The 17509-nt window shown below is 58.7% G+C and carries 15 protein-coding genes and 4 tRNA genes; 4 read left to right on the forward strand and 15 right to left on the reverse strand.

Annotated elements, in window-relative coordinates; genetic code table 11:
• The first annotated feature begins 225 nt into the window (after positions 1 to 225).
• From hemC to hemY, 4 genes are read left to right on the forward strand one after another with little or no spacing between them, the layout of a single operon-like run.
• Positions 226 to 1167, forward strand: a complete 942-nt coding sequence (gene hemC / locus KB892_RS24625) for a hydroxymethylbilane synthase (RefSeq protein ID WP_002883381.1) — start codon at positions 226 to 228, stop codon at positions 1165 to 1167.
• Complete coding sequence (gene hemD / locus KB892_RS24630) at positions 1164 to 1904, forward strand: uroporphyrinogen-III synthase (protein WP_002883380.1); 741 nt, start codon at positions 1164 to 1166, stop codon at positions 1902 to 1904. The genes hemC and hemD overlap by 4 nt, the downstream gene beginning before the upstream one ends.
• Before the next feature lie 21 nt (positions 1905 to 1925).
• Positions 1926 to 3107, forward strand: a complete 1182-nt coding sequence (gene hemX, locus KB892_RS24635) for a uroporphyrinogen-III C-methyltransferase (RefSeq protein WP_004150429.1) — start codon at positions 1926 to 1928, stop codon at positions 3105 to 3107.
• A gap of 3 nt (positions 3108 to 3110) precedes the next feature.
• Entirely contained in the window at positions 3111 to 4307 is a 1197-nt protein-coding gene (gene hemY, locus KB892_RS24640; RefSeq protein ID WP_004152054.1) for a protoheme IX biogenesis protein HemY, read from the forward strand.
• Positions 4308 to 4768: 461 nt separating this feature from the next.
• Here hemY and KB892_RS24645 read toward each other — a convergent pair.
• The 15 genes from KB892_RS24645 to wecB all read right to left on the reverse strand — a co-directional run bounded on the left by KB892_RS24645 (position 4769) and on the right by wecB (position 17460).
• Positions 4769 to 4845, reverse strand: a tRNA-Pro gene (locus KB892_RS24645).
• A 42-nt stretch (positions 4846 to 4887) separates the two neighbouring features.
• Positions 4888 to 4974, reverse strand: a tRNA-Leu gene (locus KB892_RS24650).
• A gap of 23 nt (positions 4975 to 4997) precedes the next feature.
• Positions 4998 to 5073 (reverse strand) — tRNA-His (locus tag KB892_RS24655).
• Between the two features lie 55 nt (positions 5074 to 5128).
• Positions 5129 to 5205 (reverse strand) — tRNA-Arg (locus KB892_RS24660).
• 102 nt (positions 5206 to 5307) lie between these two features.
• A complete protein-coding gene (thrP, locus tag KB892_RS24665; RefSeq protein ID WP_072354003.1) occupies positions 5308 to 6693 on the reverse strand; it encodes a bifunctional threonine/serine APC transporter ThrP in 1386 nt (461 codons plus the stop codon).
• Positions 6694 to 6898: 205 nt separating this feature from the next.
• Positions 6899 to 7639, reverse strand: a complete 741-nt coding sequence (gene wecG / locus KB892_RS24670; RefSeq protein WP_002883321.1) for a lipopolysaccharide N-acetylmannosaminouronosyltransferase — start codon at positions 7637 to 7639, stop codon at positions 6899 to 6901.
• 11 nt (positions 7640 to 7650) lie between these two features.
• Positions 7651 to 8997, reverse strand: coding sequence for an ECA oligosaccharide polymerase (gene wzyE / locus KB892_RS24675; RefSeq protein ID WP_002883320.1), 1347 nt, complete (start codon positions 8995 to 8997; stop codon positions 7651 to 7653).
• On the reverse strand, positions 8994 to 10070 hold the full coding sequence (locus KB892_RS24680) for a TDP-N-acetylfucosamine:lipid II N-acetylfucosaminyltransferase (protein WP_002883313.1): 1077 nt from the start codon (positions 10068 to 10070) through the stop codon (positions 8994 to 8996). Before KB892_RS24680 ends, wzyE begins: the two co-directional genes overlap by 4 nt.
• Positions 10067 to 11317, reverse strand: a complete 1251-nt coding sequence (gene wzxE / locus KB892_RS24685) for a lipid III flippase WzxE (RefSeq protein WP_002883312.1) — start codon at positions 11315 to 11317, stop codon at positions 10067 to 10069. The genes KB892_RS24680 and wzxE overlap by 4 nt, the downstream gene beginning before the upstream one ends.
• Before the next feature lies 1 nt (position 11318).
• Positions 11319 to 12449, reverse strand: coding sequence for a dTDP-4-amino-4,6-dideoxygalactose transaminase (gene rffA / locus KB892_RS24690; RefSeq protein ID WP_002883310.1), 1131 nt, complete (start codon positions 12447 to 12449; stop codon positions 11319 to 11321).
• Positions 12450 to 12454: 5 nt separating this feature from the next.
• Positions 12455 to 13129, reverse strand: a complete 675-nt coding sequence (gene rffC / locus KB892_RS24695) for a dTDP-4-amino-4,6-dideoxy-D-galactose acyltransferase (RefSeq protein WP_004146507.1) — start codon at positions 13127 to 13129, stop codon at positions 12455 to 12457.
• On the reverse strand, positions 13107 to 13988 hold the full coding sequence (rfbA, locus tag KB892_RS24700) for a glucose-1-phosphate thymidylyltransferase RfbA (RefSeq protein ID WP_002883307.1): 882 nt from the start codon (positions 13986 to 13988) through the stop codon (positions 13107 to 13109). The genes rffC and rfbA overlap by 23 nt, the downstream gene beginning before the upstream one ends.
• A gap of 18 nt (positions 13989 to 14006) precedes the next feature.
• The gene (rffG, locus tag KB892_RS24705) at positions 14007 to 15074 is read right to left on the reverse strand and encodes a dTDP-glucose 4,6-dehydratase (RefSeq protein WP_002883303.1); all 1068 of its coding nucleotides are present in this window, start codon (positions 15072 to 15074) and stop codon (positions 14007 to 14009) included.
• Positions 15071 to 16333: a UDP-N-acetyl-D-mannosamine dehydrogenase gene (wecC, locus tag KB892_RS24710; RefSeq protein WP_002883302.1), complete on the reverse strand. Its 1263-nt coding sequence runs from the start codon at positions 16331 to 16333 to the stop codon at positions 15071 to 15073. The genes rffG and wecC overlap by 4 nt, the downstream gene beginning before the upstream one ends.
• On the reverse strand, positions 16330 to 17460 hold the full coding sequence (wecB, locus tag KB892_RS24715) for a non-hydrolyzing UDP-N-acetylglucosamine 2-epimerase (protein WP_002883297.1): 1131 nt from the start codon (positions 17458 to 17460) through the stop codon (positions 16330 to 16332). Before wecB ends, wecC begins: the two co-directional genes overlap by 4 nt.
• Between the last annotated feature and the right edge of the window lie 49 nt (positions 17461 to 17509).

Below are 17509 nucleotides of genomic sequence, written 5' to 3' on the forward strand. Positions count from 1 at the left end.
ATCAATTTAACACCTTGCTCATTGACCGTAAAGAAAGATGCGCTACATACAAGTGTAGCACCGTTTATTATCTGTAAATTCCTCACTACGCCTCCGGCAACCGCCACGCGCATGAAAGGTTAAAAAAGAGTGGGCCGGAGCCACCTCCCACATAAACCGTGAAAACTAACATCCGTAAGACAACAATGTTAGGATGGATAGTGGTCGATAATGACGGTAACAAGCATGTTAGACAAAGTTTTGAAAATTGCCACACGGCAAAGCCCGCTTGCGCTATGGCAGGCGCAGTATGTTAAAGCGCGCCTGGAACAAGCGCATCCCGGACTGAAGGTCGAGCTGGTGCCGATGGTCACGCGCGGGGATGTCATCCTTGATACTCCGCTGGCAAAGGTGGGGGGCAAAGGCTTATTTGTGAAAGAGTTAGAGCTCGCCATGCTCGAAGGGCGCGCCGATATCGCCGTCCATTCGATGAAAGATGTGCCGGTGGAATTCCCGGAGGGCCTGGGGCTGGTGACTATCTGCGAGCGCGACGATCCGCGCGACGCGTTTGTCTCCAATCGCTATGCCTCGATTGACGAACTGCCGGCCGGCAGCGTCGTTGGCACGTCAAGTTTACGCCGTCAGTGCCAGCTGGCCGCCACCCGTCCGGACCTGGCGATCCGCTCTCTGCGCGGTAACGTCGGTACCCGGCTGAGTAAGCTGGATAACGGCGAGTACGACGCCATCATCCTCGCCGCCGCCGGCCTGAAGCGCCTGCAGCTGGAAGCGCGTATTCGCCAGCCGCTGTCGCCTGAGCAATCTCTGCCGGCGGTCGGCCAGGGCGCGGTCGGCATCGAATGCCGTCTTGATGATGCATGGACCCGGGGGCTGTTAGCGCCTCTCAACCATACGGAAACGGCGGTGCGCGTGCGCGCCGAGCGGGCGATGAACACCCGCCTCGAAGGCGGCTGCCAGGTGCCGATCGGCAGCTATGCGGAACTGAAGGACGGGGAACTGTGGCTGCGGGCGCTGGTTGGCGCTCCGGATGGTTCACAGCTGGTGCGCGGCGAACGACGCGGGCCAGCGGAACAGGCGGAAGCCCTCGGCATCTCGCTGGCGGAAGAGCTTCTGGATAATGGCGCCCGCGAGATTCTCGCGGCGGTTTATGATGGAGAAGCCCCGCGATGAGCATCCTGGTCACTCGTCCACTACCGCAAGGAGAAGCGCTGGTCAGCCGTCTGCGGGCCATGGGACGCGTGGCCTGGAGCTTTCCGCTGATAGAATTTACGCCCGGCAGGGAGCTTCCCGCGCTGGGCGATGCGCTTGCCCGACTGGGGCCCGACGATCTGCTATTTGCGCTATCCCAGCATGCGGTGGAATTCGCCCATGCCCGTCTGCAGCAGCAGGGCCTGCCCTGGCCCACTTCTCCGCGCTATTTTGCCATTGGCCGCACGACGGCGCTGGCCCTGCATACGGTCAGTGGGCAGCATATCCATTATCCGTTAGATCGGGAAATTAGCGAAGTCTTGCTACAATTACCTGAATTACAAAACATTGCCGGGAAAAATGCGCTGATCCTACGCGGCAATGGCGGGCGGGAACTCTTAGGCGCGACGCTGACCGAGCGCGGCGCCAGGGTCACATTTTGTGAATGTTATCAACGTAGTGCAAAACATTACGATGGCGCAGAAGAAGCGATGCGCTGGCAATCTCGCGGAGTCACCACGCTGGTGGTCACCAGCGGCGAGATGCTGCAGCAGCTATGGTCGTTAATACCGCAATGGTATCGCGAACAGTGGCTCCTGCACTGCCGCGTTGTCGTTGTCAGCGAACGTCTGGCCCTTCAGGCCCGGGAACTGGGCTGGCAGGAGATTCAGGTTGCCGATAGCGCCGACAACGATGCGCTGCTACGCGCATTACAATAACTCTCAACATTGGAAGCCATAATGACGGAACAACAAAATCAATCCGCCGTGGTTGAAGAGACCAGGGAGGCCGTGGAGACCACACCACAGCCAGAGAATACTGAGAAGAAGAAGGCAGGCAATAAAACCAGCCTGGCGCTCAGCGCGATCGCTATCGCCATTGCGATAGCCGCCGGCATCGGCCTGTATGGCCTGAACAAACAACAGGCCACGCGGCAAAACGCAACTACCTCTGAATTAGCAAGCCAGGTCGCGGCGCTGCAAAAAGCGCAGGAAAATCAAAAAAGTGAACTGGAAGGTGTTATCAAACAGCAGGCCGACCAGCTAAACGAAGCCAAACACCAGCAGGAGACGCTGGCCAAACAGTTGGATGAGCTGCAGCAAAAAGTGGCGGTGATTTCCGGTAGCGATGCCAAAACCTGGCTGCTGGCCCAGGCCGACTTCCTCGTCAAGCTGGCGGGACGTAAGCTGTGGAGCGATCAGGATGTCACCACCGCCGCCGCGCTGCTGAAAAGCGCTGACGCCAGCCTCGCCGACATGAACGACCCAAGCCTCATCGGCGCCCGCCGGGCGATCACCGACGACATCGCCACCCTCTCCGCGGTAAGCCAGGTGGACTACGACGGCATGATCCTCAAGGTTAATCAGCTGGCGAACCAAATCGATAACCTGCGGCTGGCCGATAATAACGATGACGATTCGCCGATGGACGCTGATAGCGATGAGCTTTCCAGCTCTATCAGCGAATGGCGCGTCAACCTGCAGAAAAGCTGGCAGAACTTTATGGACAGCTTTATCACCGTGCGCCGCCGCGATGAAACGGCGGTCCCGCTGCTGGCGCCGAATCAGGATATCTATCTGCGGGAAAATATTCGCTCTCGCCTGCTGGTCGCCGCGCAGGCAGTTCCGCGCCATCAGGAAGAGACCTGGAAACAGTCGCTGGATAACGTCTCGACCTGGGTACGCGCCTATTATGATACCGATGACGCCACCACCAAAGCCTTCCTCGACGAGGTGGATAAGCTCAGTCAGCAAAGCATTACCATGACGGTGCCGGAAACGCTGCAGAGCCAGGCGTTGCTGGAAAAACTGATGCAGACCCGAGTGCGCAACCTGATGGCGCAGCCTGCCGTTACCGCGGGCGGCGCGCCTTCGCCCGCACCTGCTGCGCCGGCCGCCCCCGCTGCGCCGCAAGGAGAGTAACGCATGCTGAAAATTCTTTTACTCTTCGCGCTGTTGATCGCCGGGATCGTGCTTGGCCCGATGATCGCCGGGCATCAGGGCTACGTCCTGATCCAGACCGATAATTACAATATCGAGACCAGCGTGACCGGGCTGGTGATCATCCTGATCCTCGCCATGGTGGTGCTGTTCGCCATTGAATGGCTGCTGCGCCGCATTTTCCGCACCGGGGCGCATACGCGCGGCTGGTTTGTCGGCCGTAAACGCCGTCGCGCGCGTAAGCAAACCGAGCAGGCGCTGCTTAAGCTGGCGGAAGGTGATTACCAGCAGGTTGAGAAGCTGATGGCGAAAAATGCCGATCACGCCGAACAGCCGGTGGTGAACTATCTGCTGGCGGCGGAAGCGGCCCAGCAGCGCGGCGATGAAGCGCGGGCCAACCAGCATCTGGAGCGCGCCACCGAGCTGGCGGGCGATGACCTGATCCCGGTGGAAATCACTCGCGTTCGCCTGCAGCTGGCGCGTAATGAAAATCACGCCGCGCGCCATGGCATCGATAAGCTGCTGGAAATTACCCCGCGTCATCCGGAAGTGCTGCGCCTCGCCGAACAGGCATACACCCGCACCGGCGCCTGGCAGTCGCTGCTGGACATCATTCCGTCGATGGCGAAAGCTAACGTCGGCGATGAAGCGCACCGTGCGGCGCTGGAACAGCTGGCCTGGGTTGGCCTGATGGATAAAGCGCTGGCCGATGGCGGCAGCGAAGGACTACGCGAATGGTGGCGCAACCAGAGCCGTAAAACGCGGGCGCTGGTGCCGCTGCAGGTGGCGATGGCCGAGCGCCTCATCGAGAGCGACGATCACGATACCGCGCAGCAAATTATCATTGATGGTCTGAAGAAACAGTATGATGACCGTCTGGTGATGCCGATCCCGCGTCTGAAGACCAATAACCCGGAACAGCTGGAGAAAGTGCTGCGCCAGCAGATCAAAGCCGTTGGCGACCGTCCGCTGCTGTGGAGCACCCTGGGCCAGTCGCTGATGCGGCACGGCGAATGGCAGGAGGCCAGCATCGCCTTCCGCGCCGCGCTTAAGCAGCGTCCGGATGCCTTTGATTACGCCTGGCTGGCGGATGTCCTGGACCGCCTGCATCAGCCGGAAGAAGCCGCCGCTATGCGCCGAGATGGACTGCTGCTGACGCTGCAGAATAATCCTCAGCCATAACCTGGCATGGCTATCGCCTCCTGCGGGGCGATAGCCCTTCTCCCCCGCCTTCACATTGACGGATCCCCGAAAGAAAAAAACGCCTGCGCTGAAATCAGGGCAGGCGTTAAAACAGGTCTGTTTGACAACAAATTGGGTGCTTCACTCAACGTAATGTCCATGGTGTTTGATGAGGCATAAATGCGACATCTGTCAGTGGACGATAAGCACCGTAAGAACGGCTCTGCATCATTCCGGAGTTTATGAGGCACGAAGGCGAACATAAGAGATGGAATGAGCATCTACCCGGTTATTATCGCACAGGATCCGGGGAAATTGCATCTACCACAGTGATGAATTGAGAGTTTTCCTGACGCGTATTCTTAAGCAAAGAGAAGATTTTTTATCAGCAAGATCAGAGAAATAAGAGATGGCGGCCGGCAGCAGAAAACAAAAAACCCCGCCGAAGCGGGGTTCAAAATTGGTCGGCGAGAGAGGATTCGAACCTCCGACCCACTGGTCCCAAACCAGTTGCGCTACCAAGCTGCGCTACTCGCCGAAATACTGCTTTTTGAATTTTTAGTTCAATTCGTTAAAGTCGTGGTGCGAGGGGGGGGACTTGAACCCCCACGTCCGTAAGAACACTAACACCTGAAGCTAGCGCGTCTACCAATTCCGCCACCTTCGCAAATTCACAACTCTATCAAATAATGGGGTGGCTAATGGGATTCGAACCCACGACAACTGGAATCACAATCCAGGGCTCTACCAACTGAGCTATAGCCACCACTGCAAACCTTTTACGCGGTATTAAAACCACCGCAGCTCCAGCACCGGGTTAATGGTGCGCCCGACAGGATTCGAACCTGAGACCTCTGCCTCCGGAGGGCAGCGCTCTATCCAGCTGAGCTACGGGCGCTTAGCGCCGTTGCGGGGTCGGATAATACGGACTTCCTACCCCGCTGTCTAGTGCCTTTTTAAAGAAAATTATCGTTTGCTCATGCTTTGTTCGTTTTGATGGTTATTCAGCCGTATTATTGACTTGCCCCTGTCTTCCGAGGCCAAACACCTTATAAATCAGGGTGACGGCGGCCAGAATAATAATGCCGACGAAGAGCGACATGCGGGTTTCATCATTCAGTCCCATCCCGACCAGCACGCAGATCAGGAAGGCCATCGTGAAATAGTTGGCCCACGGAAACAGCAGCGAACGGAACGGATGGCTGGCAATCGCCGCCTGATGCACGCGACGGAAACGCAGCTGACTAATCAGGATCACAAACCAGGGCACCATCCCCGGCAGGACGCTGGCGCTATAGACATAGACGAACACCCGCTGCGGATTAGGAATAATGTAATTCAGGCAGGAGCCCACCAGCAGGATCAGAATCGACAGCGCCACACCGACGGACGGAACGCCGTTGCGCGATACCTTACCGATCGCCGCCGGCAGCTGACGGTTCTTCGCCAGGGCGTACAGCATACGTCCGCAGCTGTACATTCCGCTGTTGCAGCCGGAAAGCGCTGCCGTCAGCACCACGAAGTTGATAATTCCCGCCGCCGCGGTAATACCGATTTTGGCAAACGTCAGTACGAACGGGCTGCCGTTGGAGCCGATTTGATCCCACGGGAAGATAGTGACGATAACAAAAATCGCGCCGACGTAGAAAATCAGGATCCGCCACAGCACTTTGCCCACCGCGCTGCGCAGCGTCACCTGCGGGTTTTTCGCTTCACCTGCGGTAATGCCGATGAGCTCCACCCCCTGATAGGACGCGACCACGATACACAGCGCCGTCAGGAAGCCCTTCCAGCCGCCGGCAAAGAAACCACCATGTTCGGTGAGATTACCAAAACCGATGGAGTGGCCGCCGTTGCCAAAGCCGAAGAAAATGACGCCCAGACCCACGACGATCATCACGATAATGGTGGTCACTTTTATCATGGCGAACCAGAACTCGATTTCACCGTATAGCCGGACCGCCGCGAGGTTAGCCAACGCCACCAGCCCCACGGCAATCAACGCCGGGATCCACTGCGCCATCTCCGGGAACCAGAACTGCACATAGACCCCGATGGCGGTAATCTCCGAGATCCCCACCGCCATCCACATAAACCAGTAGGACCACGCGGTCAGATAGCCGAAGAAGGGGCTCATATAGCGATGCGCATACACCGCGAAGGAGCCTGTGACAGGCTCAAGGAACAGCATTTCGCCCATTGAGCGCATAATGAAAAAGACGAACAGGCCAGCGATAATGTACGCCAGCAGCACGGAAGGCCCAGCCCATTTCAAGGTACTGGCCGCCCCCATAAACAACCCCACGCCAATCGTCCCGCCAAGGGCGATCAGTTCAATATGCCGGGCCTCCAGTCCACGCTGGAGCTCCGCTTTTTTCTCAGTCATATATCCTCTTGTGTTTGCCGTATTCCGGGTACTCCCGGTTATTGTTATTAACTGAAACCATAGCCTTGCCGACGCGCAGGTCTCCCCGGCGCGTATGAAGCCTGCGAATGGTTAATTAATTTTGCGGAAATGGCAAATAAAGTATCAGGCGAGTGAAGAGATTACACAGAATATGTATGCAAACTCGCCTGGTTGCAGTGGAATATCAGAGCTTACCGGAATAATGCCAACGTAAATAGCGCAGCAGACGGAACTGTCTTTTGATACGGCTCGGCTGCAAAAGCAGGCGATAGAACCACTCCAGCCCCAGATCCTGCCAGAACTTCGGCGCCCGATGGACGTGCCCGGTAAAAACATCGTAAGTGCCGCCGACGCCCATATACAGCGCGTGCGGATACAGGCGCCGGCAGTCGCGCATAAAGATCTCCTGGCGCGGCGACCCCATCGCGACGGTGACGATTTTCGCCCCGCTGTCGCGAATGCGTTCGAACAATGCCTGGCGTTGCTCAGGGGTGAAATAACCGTCCTGGCTGCCGACGATGTTCACCTGCCAGCGCTGACGCAGCCTGGATTCTGTCTGCGCCAGGACCTCAGGTTTACCACCAACCAAAAACACCGGTGTCCCTTCAGCGCCGGCGCGCTGCATTAACGCTTCCCAGAGATCGGCCCCGGCGACGCGGGATACCTGGGCCTGCGGGTATTTTTTGCGCAGCGAACGCACCACGCTGATGCCATCGGCATATTTAAACTCCGCCGCCTCAATCAGCGCCCGTACCTCCGGGTTATCCTCTGCGGCCAGCATTTTCTCAGCATTAATGGCCACCAGCGTCCCCTCGCGGAGAACGCCATCGGCAAACAAATAATCCAGAGCGTGCGGCATATCGCGCCAGCCTATAAGCTGCAGCCCTCTTAACAGGTACAACGGCGCGGAAATGGTCCCAGTCATGTCCATCCTTCTCAGACTTGCGGTTGCGAAAGCGGTTTTACGCGCTTATGAATCAGTCCCACGCTATCCAGGAACCAGTACAGCAGTTTCGCCGCCAGCAAGCAGATACCAAAGATCACGAGGAAAAACACCACGCGGGAGCCGAACGAATCCAGCCCCTCGCGCGCCAGCACTATCATGTTGAAGATAGCGCCGAAACAGAAACTGTGCAGGATAGCCGCTTTATAGCGATTGCTCTCCCGGTTGCCCAGCTCATACAGCCAGTCGAACCATTTAATAATCAACCCTACCGCCACGGCGCCCAGCGGTACGAACCAGACGCCGCCCATCACCACCAGCGAGCCAATCAGCGTCGGCGAAATCGCCAGCCCCGAATGGTTGTTTAATACTTCCCAGGTAAAGTAGTTGGCGGTATTGAGCACCATCGTCGGGCGACCGTGCCACATCCAGCTGGGGATAAAGACGTAGAAGTCGCGGATCATCGGCGCCAGACCCTGGAAATCGATCTTGTCGTAGTTCTGCAGCAGCAGCGCCAGGTTCTCCCACGGTGAGAAGGTATCGCGTGTGAGATAGAGGAAGGTATAAAACGCTTCGTCGCCGCTGACGTTCATCCCGTAGCGCTTCAGCGCCAGCCAGAACATGCCGACAATACCCAGCACACCCGCCGCCGCCAGCATCCACAGGCTGATCCAGCCGCGAATAATACCGATGAACAGAAAGATGGCGAAGGCGATGATGATATTGGCGCGGGTCCCGCCGACGATGGCGTAGGTCAGCAAACCAAAGGCCACCGTGCTGACGAGGAAGAAGATCCATGCCTTATAATCCTGGCGCAGAAAATAGACCACCAGCATCGCCGGAATAAAGAAGTAAAAGAAGCGCTTCAACGCCACGCCGGACACTTCAGCAGAGAAAATCTGGCTGTAGGAGTTGAGCTTAAACAGCAGGAAACCGTTGTGGGCGAAGAAGATGCCGACGCACAGCAGCGCCAGCCCCATCAAAATGCCCCACGCCAGATGGGTTTCCACCCGGTTCATGGTAAACAGCGGGCGATGCGCAACCTCACGCGATGCCGAACGCAGCCGCGTTTTATAGGTCACGTAGTAGACTGCGTAGAAGCACACCGCGATCAGCAGCGTCTGCAGCAAAATCTCCGGCGGCGCCACGCTGACGTCAAAGCGGAACACCAGAATACTGGTCAGCGGGAAGCCGAAGAAAAAGGTCAGCAGAAACAGCAACGAGAAAAAAACGTTGAAGTTAAAGCGTACCCGACGGAACTCAAACCAGGTGGCGGTGACGATGAACAGCGTCGACAGCAGCCAGACCACCAGCAGCCCGCTAAATTGCATTAACGTCATGCCTGCCCCTCCGCCGCTAACCGTAGCGCCCGCCGCCAGCCCGTCAGATAGTTCGGCCGGAAGAAGGCGATAGCGGATTTATCCACGCTCGCCAGCTGACGCTGCGCTTCGCGCACCACGCTGACGTCCAGCGCGTCGCTGGTGAACAGCACCGGCACATGCTGCTCGGCCATATCCTGCCAGAACGGGTTTTCCCGATTGAGCACGCAGGGGATGCCCGCCTGAATCAGCAGACACAGGGTGCCGATCCCCTGCTGGCGGGCAAACAGAAAATAGCCCAGATCGCAGCGGCGCAGCAGCGCCAGATAATCATGAAACTCCAGCTTCTCGCTGAGGATCTGCAGATGCTCACCGCTAAACAGCGCCGCCCCCGCCTCGCGAACCTCATTGATATAGGCGTCGTTTTTCGCTGGATAGCCCATCGGCACGATGACGTTTACCGTATCGCCAAACTGCTGATGGATTGCCTTCAGCGCGGCAATATGTTCATTGCTGCGATCCCCGGAGTTGCCGACCAGAATAGTCAGGGTATCACCGCGCGGAGCGTTATCGGCCAGGGTATTCAGCGCCGGATCCATACGGGTCGGGAAGTAGAGCAGCTCGCCCGGGACGCGCGGATGGCGGTTAGCGAACCAGCTGAGATCGCCGCGGGTGGCGAAAACGCGCCCTACCCGCCCCTGCGCCATACGGCGCAGCGGATAGAACAGGCGAAACTTCAGGCTGGCAGAATTTTCATACAGATCCGCCCCCCAGATATGCCAGTTAAACTGCGACGGGCGGATGCCGCCGCTCAACAGCGCCAGCCACAGCCCGGTATTGAACTGGCCGTGGAAGAAAAAGCGCTGCTGGCGGTTGGCTTTCGCGGTAGCAATCACTGCCTGCGCCAGCGATTTCTTCCCCGGATAGCAGGTGACATCCAGCGCCGGATACCCATCACGCACGCTGGCCTCATCACCGACGATCATAAATCTCCTGGCCTGCGGGTCGGCGGCCAGTTCGTCGTTAAAGAACCGCAGTACGGTCTGGTTATGATGCGGGATATCCGATCCCAGTACATGTATCAGTGCTGTCATGCCCGTTTACGCCAGAGTAAAAACACGCCACTACAAAGGGCGAAATAAACAATATAAGTGGCCATATATGCCTGCGCCGCGCCAACCGCGCCGTGCGCCGGTATAAGCCAGTGTGAGAATGCGGTCAGCAGTGCGAACTGGCTGATTTCCGTCAGAATATAAAAACGCAGCGACGCTTTGGCGATCACCAGATAGCCATAGACGTAAGCGCCTACTTTTAAAACGTCGCCCACCAGCTGCCAGGCAAACAGGTCACGCATCGCGGTAAAGCGATCGGAAAACAGCAGCCAGATGGCAAAATCGCGCAGCAGCCAGACCGTCAGGCTCGCCGCCGCTACTGCCGGCAGGACGAATTTCAGCGACTTGACTATCTCGCGGGTGATATCCGTTTTGGCGCTCAGCCGCGACAGCGTCGGCAGCAGATAGACGCTAAACGAGGCGGTAATAAACTGCAGGTAGGCATCGGAGATGCTGCTCACCCCCTGCCAGATCCCGACCGCCTCCCAGCCGTAATGCGCCGCCAGCAGATTACGCATCATCACATAGGCTACCGGCAGGGTCACCGAGGTTATCAGCGCCATCAGGGTAAATTTCGATAGCTGTCCCGCCAGACCGTTATCCCAGCGCGGACGCAGGGCGCTCAGCGGGATATTACCCCGCCGCCAGAGCATAATACCCGCCGGGACCACCACCAGCGCTGGAACTAACGCCAGCCCCAGCAGCGCGCCCTGATAGCCTCCCAACACGTAGCAAGCATAGTAAGCCGCCACGCCGATCAGGCTCCCGGCAATCAGCGAGAAGGCGTTACCCGCCGCATCGCGAAAGCCTTTCATCAGCGCCAGCAGGAAATTCGCCCAGGCGATCCCCATCTGCACCAGCGCCACCAGGCGTACCAGCCCCTGATAGTGCGTATGGCCGAACAGCCCCTGGCTTATCGGCGCCGCCGCCAGTAAAAATACCAGCGCCAGCAGGGTGGAAAAGCCAAGCACCATCGCCGACGAGGTGCCCACCACCTGCTTCAGGCGCGGGGGATCGTCGTGATGCTGCGCCACCAGCTTCGTGACGCCATTAAATATCCCGGCCCCGGCCAGCACGCCGAGTACGGTGACCAGTTGCCGGAAGTTACCGGCCTGGCCAACGCCCGCCGGCCCAAACGAGACGGCCAGCAGCTTGACGACCAGCAGACCGGCGCCGATTTTGACCAGCGTCGATGCCGCCGTCCACAGTGAGGCTTTTGCTAACGACATATCAGGAGAAGTAGCTCAGCAGCGAGTTAATCACCGTCCGCTGGTTCACCACAGACAGATTGTAAAACAGCGGCAGGCGTACCAGACGCTCGCTCTCCTGAGTGGTGTAGCGGTCTTCACCGCGGAATTCGCCGAACTGTTCGCCTGCCGGGCAGCTGTGCAGGGGAATGTAATGGAATACCGCGAGGATCTCCGCCTCTTTCAGCCAGGCGATCAGTCTGCTGCGATCCTCGATATCGCGCAGCTTAATGTAGAACATGTGCGCGTTTTGCCCGCAGTCGGCCGGAACCGTCGGCAGTTCGATACGCCCGGCGCGCGCCAGCGGCAGCAGCGCATCATAGTAGTTCTGCCACAGGGCCAGGCGCTGCTGGTTGATGCGCTCCGCCGCTTCCAGCTGCGCCCACAGATAGGCGGCCTGCAGGTCGGACATCAGATAGCTGGAGCCAATGTCCCGCCAGGTATATTTATCCACCAGGCCGCGAAAGAACTGGCTGCGGTTGGTGCCTTTTTCGCGAATAATCTCCGCGCGTTCCACCAGCGTGCGATCGTTGATCAGCGTCGCCCCGCCCTCACCGCCGGCGGTGTAGTTTTTGGTTTCATGGAAGCTGAAGCAGCCGATATGGCCGATGGTGCCCAGCGCGCGCCCCTTGTAGGTGGACATCACCCCCTGTGCGGCGTCTTCCACCACAAACAGGTTGTATTTGTCGGCGATGGCCATGATGGTGTCCATCTCGCAGGCTACGCCGGCATAATGCACCGGGACAATCGCCCGGGTTTTATCGGTGATGGCGGCTTCGATGAGCGTTTCGTCGATATTCATCGTATCGCGACGGATATCAACGAAGACGATTTTCGCCCCGCGCAGCACAAAGGCGTTGGCGGTGGAGACAAAGGTATAGCTGGGCATAATCACTTCGTCGCCCGGCTGGATATCCAGCAGCAGCGCGGCCATCTCCAGCGAAGCCGTGCAGGAAGGGGTCAGTAGCGCTTTTGCCGTGCCAAATCGCTGCTCCATCCACTGCTGGCAGCGGCGCGTAAAGCCGCCGTCGCCGCACAGCTTGCCGCTGTTCATCGCAGACTGCATGTAATCAAGCTCGGTTCCAACCACCGGCGGCGCGTTAAATGGGATCATGGGGGTCACCTGTATAGCCAGTAGGCGGTGCTTTCCACGTTAGCACCGCTGAGAATATAACGTTTAAGCGCGGCGGTGTTGCCCATCTGGGTCGCCACCCGCAGTGTAGAAAGTCCGCGCGAGGCGGCCCAGTACCGCGCCGCCTGCATCAACTGCGCCCCGGCGCCGCGTCCGGCCAGCAGGCCGATACGCGCTTCGGTCGCAGTGATCTGCCGCAGGGAGACAAAGGCGCGAATATCGCCCTCAGGATGGCGGTAAATCAGGCACTGATGATCGAAGGTGCCGCGCACCGCATTTTCAATCCACTGGGCATAGAAGCGGCCGCTGGCGTCGGCAGCGTACCAGGGCGCGCGAAAGCGGCTCATGGCAAATGCCTGCGCCGCCTGCTCGCGCAGCGGCGCAATATCCGCTTCCACGGCGACGTCTGCGCCGGCATCTGCAGGGCTGCCCACCGGCAGCGCCAGATCGACCTCACCTTCCACCAGCTGAAAACCCAGCCGCTGCAGCGCGTCCAGCCGGACGGTGTCGCTGGCGGCGATCTTCGCCTGCACTCGCGACCACCCCGCCAGCGCCTCAGGCGTCAGCCGCGGCGCGTGCTCGTCAAAGCGCACGATCGCGCTGTTCACGGCAAAGAAGCGGTTCTCCCACTCCAGGGGGTCAATACTGGCGCGGACGGGCACGGAGCAGATCCAGCAGATATTGGCCGTAGCCGGTTTTTTCCAGCCGCTTCGCCGCACGTTTGACGCCGTCGTCGTCCAGCCAGCCGTTACGCCAGCCGATCTCTTCCAGACAGGCGATTTTAAAGCCCTGGCGCTTCTCGACGGTCTGCACGAACATGCTGGCCTCGATCAGGCTATCGTGGGTGCCGGTGTCCAGCCAGGCAAAGCCGCGTCCAAGCAGTTCGACGGTCAATGCGCCATCCTCCAGATACATCTGGTTGATGGAGGTGATTTCCAGCTCGCCGCGCTCGGATGGCTTGACCCGTTTGGCATACTCCGTCACCTTGCCATCGTAGAAATAGAGACCGGTGACCGCCCAGTTCGACTTCGGCTGCTTCGGCTTCTCTTCCAGCGATAGCGCACGGAAGTTATCATCAAACTCCACCACGCCAAAGCGCTCAGGATCCATCACCTGATAGCCAAAAATCGTCGCCCCTTCCGTGCGGGCAGCGACGCTGCGCAGCTTCGGGCTAAAGCTTTGGCCGAAGAAGATATTGTCGCCTAACACCAGACACGCCGGTTCGCCGTTAAGAAAGGCTTCTCCGATGATAAACGCCTGGGCTAAACCATCCGGCGTCGGCTGTACGGCATAGTGCAGCGCAATGCCAAACTCTGAGCCATCGCCGAGCAGGCGCTGGAAATCACGTAGGTCGTCCGGCGTGGTGATAATCAGGATCTCACGGATCCCGGCCAGCATTAATACCGACAGCGGGTAGTAGATCATCGGCTTATCGTAGATCGGCAACAGCTGCTTCGATACGCCGCGGGTGATGGGATGTAGCCGCGTTCCGGAACCGCCTGCCAGAATAATACCTTTCATCATTCCCCCCAGAGATGATTAGCTTTGCAGCCCAAGACGCTCGCCCTGATAGCTTCCGTCCTGAACCTGACGCCACCAGGCCTCGTTCGCCAGATACCACGCCACGGTCTTACGCATACCGGAGGTGAAAGTCTCTGCCGGCGTCCAGCCCAGCTCGCGGGCAATCTTCGAGGCATCAATGGCATAGCGCAGATCGTGGCCCGGACGATCGGCAACGAAGGCGATCAGATCGCGATAGTGCGCCACGCCCTGCGGCTTATCCGGCGCCAGCTCTTCCAGCAGCTGACAAATGGTTTCCACCACCTCGATATTTTTCCGTTCGTTATGACCGCCGATATTGTAAGTTTCGCCCGGTTCGCCGCGGGTCGCCACCAGATACAGCGCTCTGGCGTGATCTTCCACGTACAGCCAGTCGCGGATCTGTTGTCCATTGCCATACACCGGCAGCGGCTTGCCCGCCAGCGCGTTAAGGATCGTCAGCGGGATCAGCTTCTCGGGAAAGTGATACGGGCCGTAGTTATTTGAGCAGTTGGTGATAAGCGTCGGCAGGCCATAGGTTCGCAGCCAGGCGCGCACCAGGTGGTCGCTGCTGGCTTTCGAAGCCGAATAGGGGCTGCTTGGCGCATAGGGCGTGGTCTCGGTAAAGAAATCATCGCTGCCGTGCAGATCGCCATACACTTCATCGGTGGAGATGTGATGGAAGCGAAACGCCGATTTTTGCGCCGTAGCCAGGGTATTCCACCAGCTACGGGCCGCCTCCAGCAGCGTATAGGTGCCCACGATATTGGTCTCGATAAACGCCGCCGGGCCGTCAATCGAACGATCGACATGGCTTTCCGCCGCCAGGTGCATCACCGTATCCGGTTGATGCTGACGAAAAATGCGATCCAGCTCGGCGCGGTCGCAGATATCCACCTGTTCAAAGGCGAAACGCGCATCCTGCGCCACCGGCGCCAGCGACATTAAATTGCCGGCGTAGGTCAGTTTATCCACCACCACCACGCGATCGGCGGTGTGCTGGATAATCTCCCGCACTACCGCCGAACCAATGAAGCCCGCGCCGCCGGTGACCAGAATGGTTCTCACCGCCACACTCCTTTGGTGTCAACGATAAACGCCTGGGTGACGCTATCGCCGCTAACGGCTTTAAATTCATTGTGATCGACCAGCATCACCAGCACATCGGCGCTGGCCAGCGCCGCCTCAAGGGTCGCCAGCGTACACAGTCCATCGAGTTTCTTCGGCAGCGCGTGAATGTTGGGCTCAACCACCTGGGTCGTGCCGCTGTGCCAGCGGGCAATCTGCGCGGCAATTTCCATCGCCGGACTTTCGCGCAGGTCGTCAATATTCGGTTTAAAAGCGAGGCCAAAACAGGCGATCGTCAGTTCGCTGGCCCGCTTGTTGGTGGCATTCAGGCAGTCCGCCACCTGCGCTTTCACCTGTTCGATAACCCATTCCGGCTTGTGGTCGTTGACCTCGCGAGCGGTGCGGATCAGACGCGCCTGCTGCGGGTTTTGCGCCACGATAAACCATGGGTCGACGGCGATACAGTGGCCGCCAACACCCGGGCCCGGCTGCAGGATATTGACGCGCGGATGGCGGTTCGCCAGGCGGATCAGCTCCCAGACGTTAATCCCCTGGTCGGCGCAAATCAGCGACAGCTCGTTGGCAAAAGCGATGTTGACGTCGCGGAAGCTGTTTTCCGTCAGCTTGCACATCTCGGCGGTGCGCGAGTTGGTCACCACGCATTCGCCTTCAAGGAAGATTTTATACAGCTCGCTGGCGCGAGCGGAGCAGACCGGCGACATGCCGCCGATAACGCGGTCGTTTTTAATCAGCTCGACCATCACCTGACCGGGCAATACCCGCTCCGGGCAGTAGGCGATATTCACGTCCGCCGCTTCACCCACCTGCTGGGGGAAGCTAAGATCCGGGCGCATCTCCGCCAGCCACTCGGCCATCTGTTCGGTCGACCCGACCGGCGAAGTGGACTCGAGGATCACCAGCGAGCCTTTCTTTAACGTCGGCGCAATAGATTTGGCGGCCGACTCGACAAACACCATATCCGGCTCGTGGCGATCTTTAAACGGCGTCGGCACGGCAATCAGGTAAGCATCCGCCTCCACCGGGGTGGTGGTGGCGCTTAAATACCCCTGCTCGACCGCGGTCTTCACCACGCTCGCCAGATCCGGCTCCACGATATGAATCTCTCCACGGTTAATGGTCTCCACGGCATGTTGATTAACATCAACGCCGACCACCCGCTTCTGCCGGGAGGCGAACGCGGCAGCGGTTGGCAGCCCGATATAGCCAAGGCCAATCACTGAAATGGTAGAAAAACTCATAGCGTTACCTGATTATTTTTAAGTGCAGACAAAATGCGACGACATGCTTCGCCATCGCCATAGGGATTATGCGCGCGGCTCATCGCCTGGTATGCAGCATCATCCTCCAGCAGTCGCGTCACTTCCGCGACGATGCGCTGGCTGTCGGTGCCCACCAGACACACGGTGCCGGCGGCCACCGCTTCCGGACGTTCGGTCATATCGCGCATGACCAGCACCGGCTTACCCAGCGAGGGGGCCTCTTCCTGAATGCCGCCGGAATCGGTCAGGATCAGCCAGGCGCGATCCATCAGCCAGACGAACGGCAGGTAATCCTGCGGTTCAATCAACATCACATTGTCAATATGACCAAGAATACGATTCACCGGCTCGCTGACATTAGGATTCAGGTGAACCGGATAGACAATCTGCACCTCAGGGTGGGTATGGGCTATCTCGGCCAGCGCCTGGCAGATCTGTTCAAAACCGAGCCCAAAGCTTTCCCGCCGGTGGCCGGTAACCAGAATCATCTTTTTACCGTGGCTGATGAAAGGATAGCGCTGCAGCAGGGTCTCCCGTAGCGCTTCATCACCCAGCACCCGATCCCGCACCCAGAACAGGGCGTCAATGACCGTATTCCCGGTAACCGTGATCCGACTGTCGGCAATATTTTCCCGCAGCAGGTTCTGCCGCGAGGTTTCCGTGGGGGCGAAATGGTATGTCGCCAGATGGCCGGTCAACGTACGGTTGCCTTCTTCCGGCCACGGCGAACTTAAATCGCCGGTGCGCAGGCCGGCCTCTACGTGACCCACCGGTATCCGCTGGTAAAACGCCGCCAGGCTCGCCGCCATGGTGGTGGTGGTATCGCCATGCACCAGCACCACGTCGGGTTTAAACGACTCCAGCACCGGCTTCAGCCCTTCAAGGATGCGACAGGTGATCTCGGTCAGCCCCTGCCCCGGCTTCATGATGTTGAGATCGTAGTCCGGGACAATAGAGAAAAGTTTCAACACCTGATCGAGCATCTCCCGATGCTGCGCGGTCACGCATACTTTCGCCTCAAAATGAGGATCCTTTGCCAGCGCATGGACCAGAGGCGCCATCTTGATGGCTTCCGGCCTCGTGCCAAATACAGTTAGTACTTTCACATCGATTCTCTTCGATTAGGCGATGAAGGTCATCTGCCCTTCACCACAG

Source organism: Klebsiella sp. P1927 (assembly GCF_018204675.1).
GTDB lineage: Bacteria > Pseudomonadota > Gammaproteobacteria > Enterobacterales > Enterobacteriaceae > Klebsiella > Klebsiella pneumoniae.

What these genes read in the sequence shown, in the direction of transcription:
- hemC (WP_002883381.1), top strand. Translation starts at nt 226, where the DNA reads ATGTTAGACAAAGTTTTGAAAATTGCCACACGGCAAAGCCCGCTTGCG.
- hemD (WP_002883380.1), top strand. Translation starts at nt 1,164, where the DNA reads ATGAGCATCCTGGTCACTCGTCCACTACCGCAAGGAGAAGCGCTGGTC.
- hemX (WP_004150429.1), top strand. Translation starts at nt 1,926, where the DNA reads ATGACGGAACAACAAAATCAATCCGCCGTGGTTGAAGAGACCAGGGAG.
- hemY (WP_004152054.1), top strand. Translation starts at nt 3,111, where the DNA reads ATGCTGAAAATTCTTTTACTCTTCGCGCTGTTGATCGCCGGGATCGTG.
- thrP (WP_072354003.1), bottom strand. Translation starts at nt 6,693, where the DNA reads ATGACTGAGAAAAAAGCGGAGCTCCAGCGTGGACTGGAGGCCCGGCAT.
- wecG (WP_002883321.1), bottom strand. Translation starts at nt 7,639, where the DNA reads ATGACTGGGACCATTTCCGCGCCGTTGTACCTGTTAAGAGGGCTGCAG.
- wzyE (WP_002883320.1), bottom strand. Translation starts at nt 8,997, where the DNA reads ATGACGTTAATGCAATTTAGCGGGCTGCTGGTGGTCTGGCTGCTGTCG.
- KB892_RS24680 (WP_002883313.1), bottom strand. Translation starts at nt 10,070, where the DNA reads ATGACAGCACTGATACATGTACTGGGATCGGATATCCCGCATCATAAC.
- wzxE (WP_002883312.1), bottom strand. Translation starts at nt 11,317, where the DNA reads ATGTCGTTAGCAAAAGCCTCACTGTGGACGGCGGCATCGACGCTGGTC.
- rffA (WP_002883310.1), bottom strand. Translation starts at nt 12,449, where the DNA reads ATGATCCCATTTAACGCGCCGCCGGTGGTTGGAACCGAGCTTGATTAC.
- rfbA (WP_002883307.1), bottom strand. Translation starts at nt 13,988, where the DNA reads ATGAAAGGTATTATTCTGGCAGGCGGTTCCGGAACGCGGCTACATCCC.
- wecC (WP_002883302.1), bottom strand. Translation starts at nt 16,333, where the DNA reads ATGAGTTTTTCTACCATTTCAGTGATTGGCCTTGGCTATATCGGGCTG.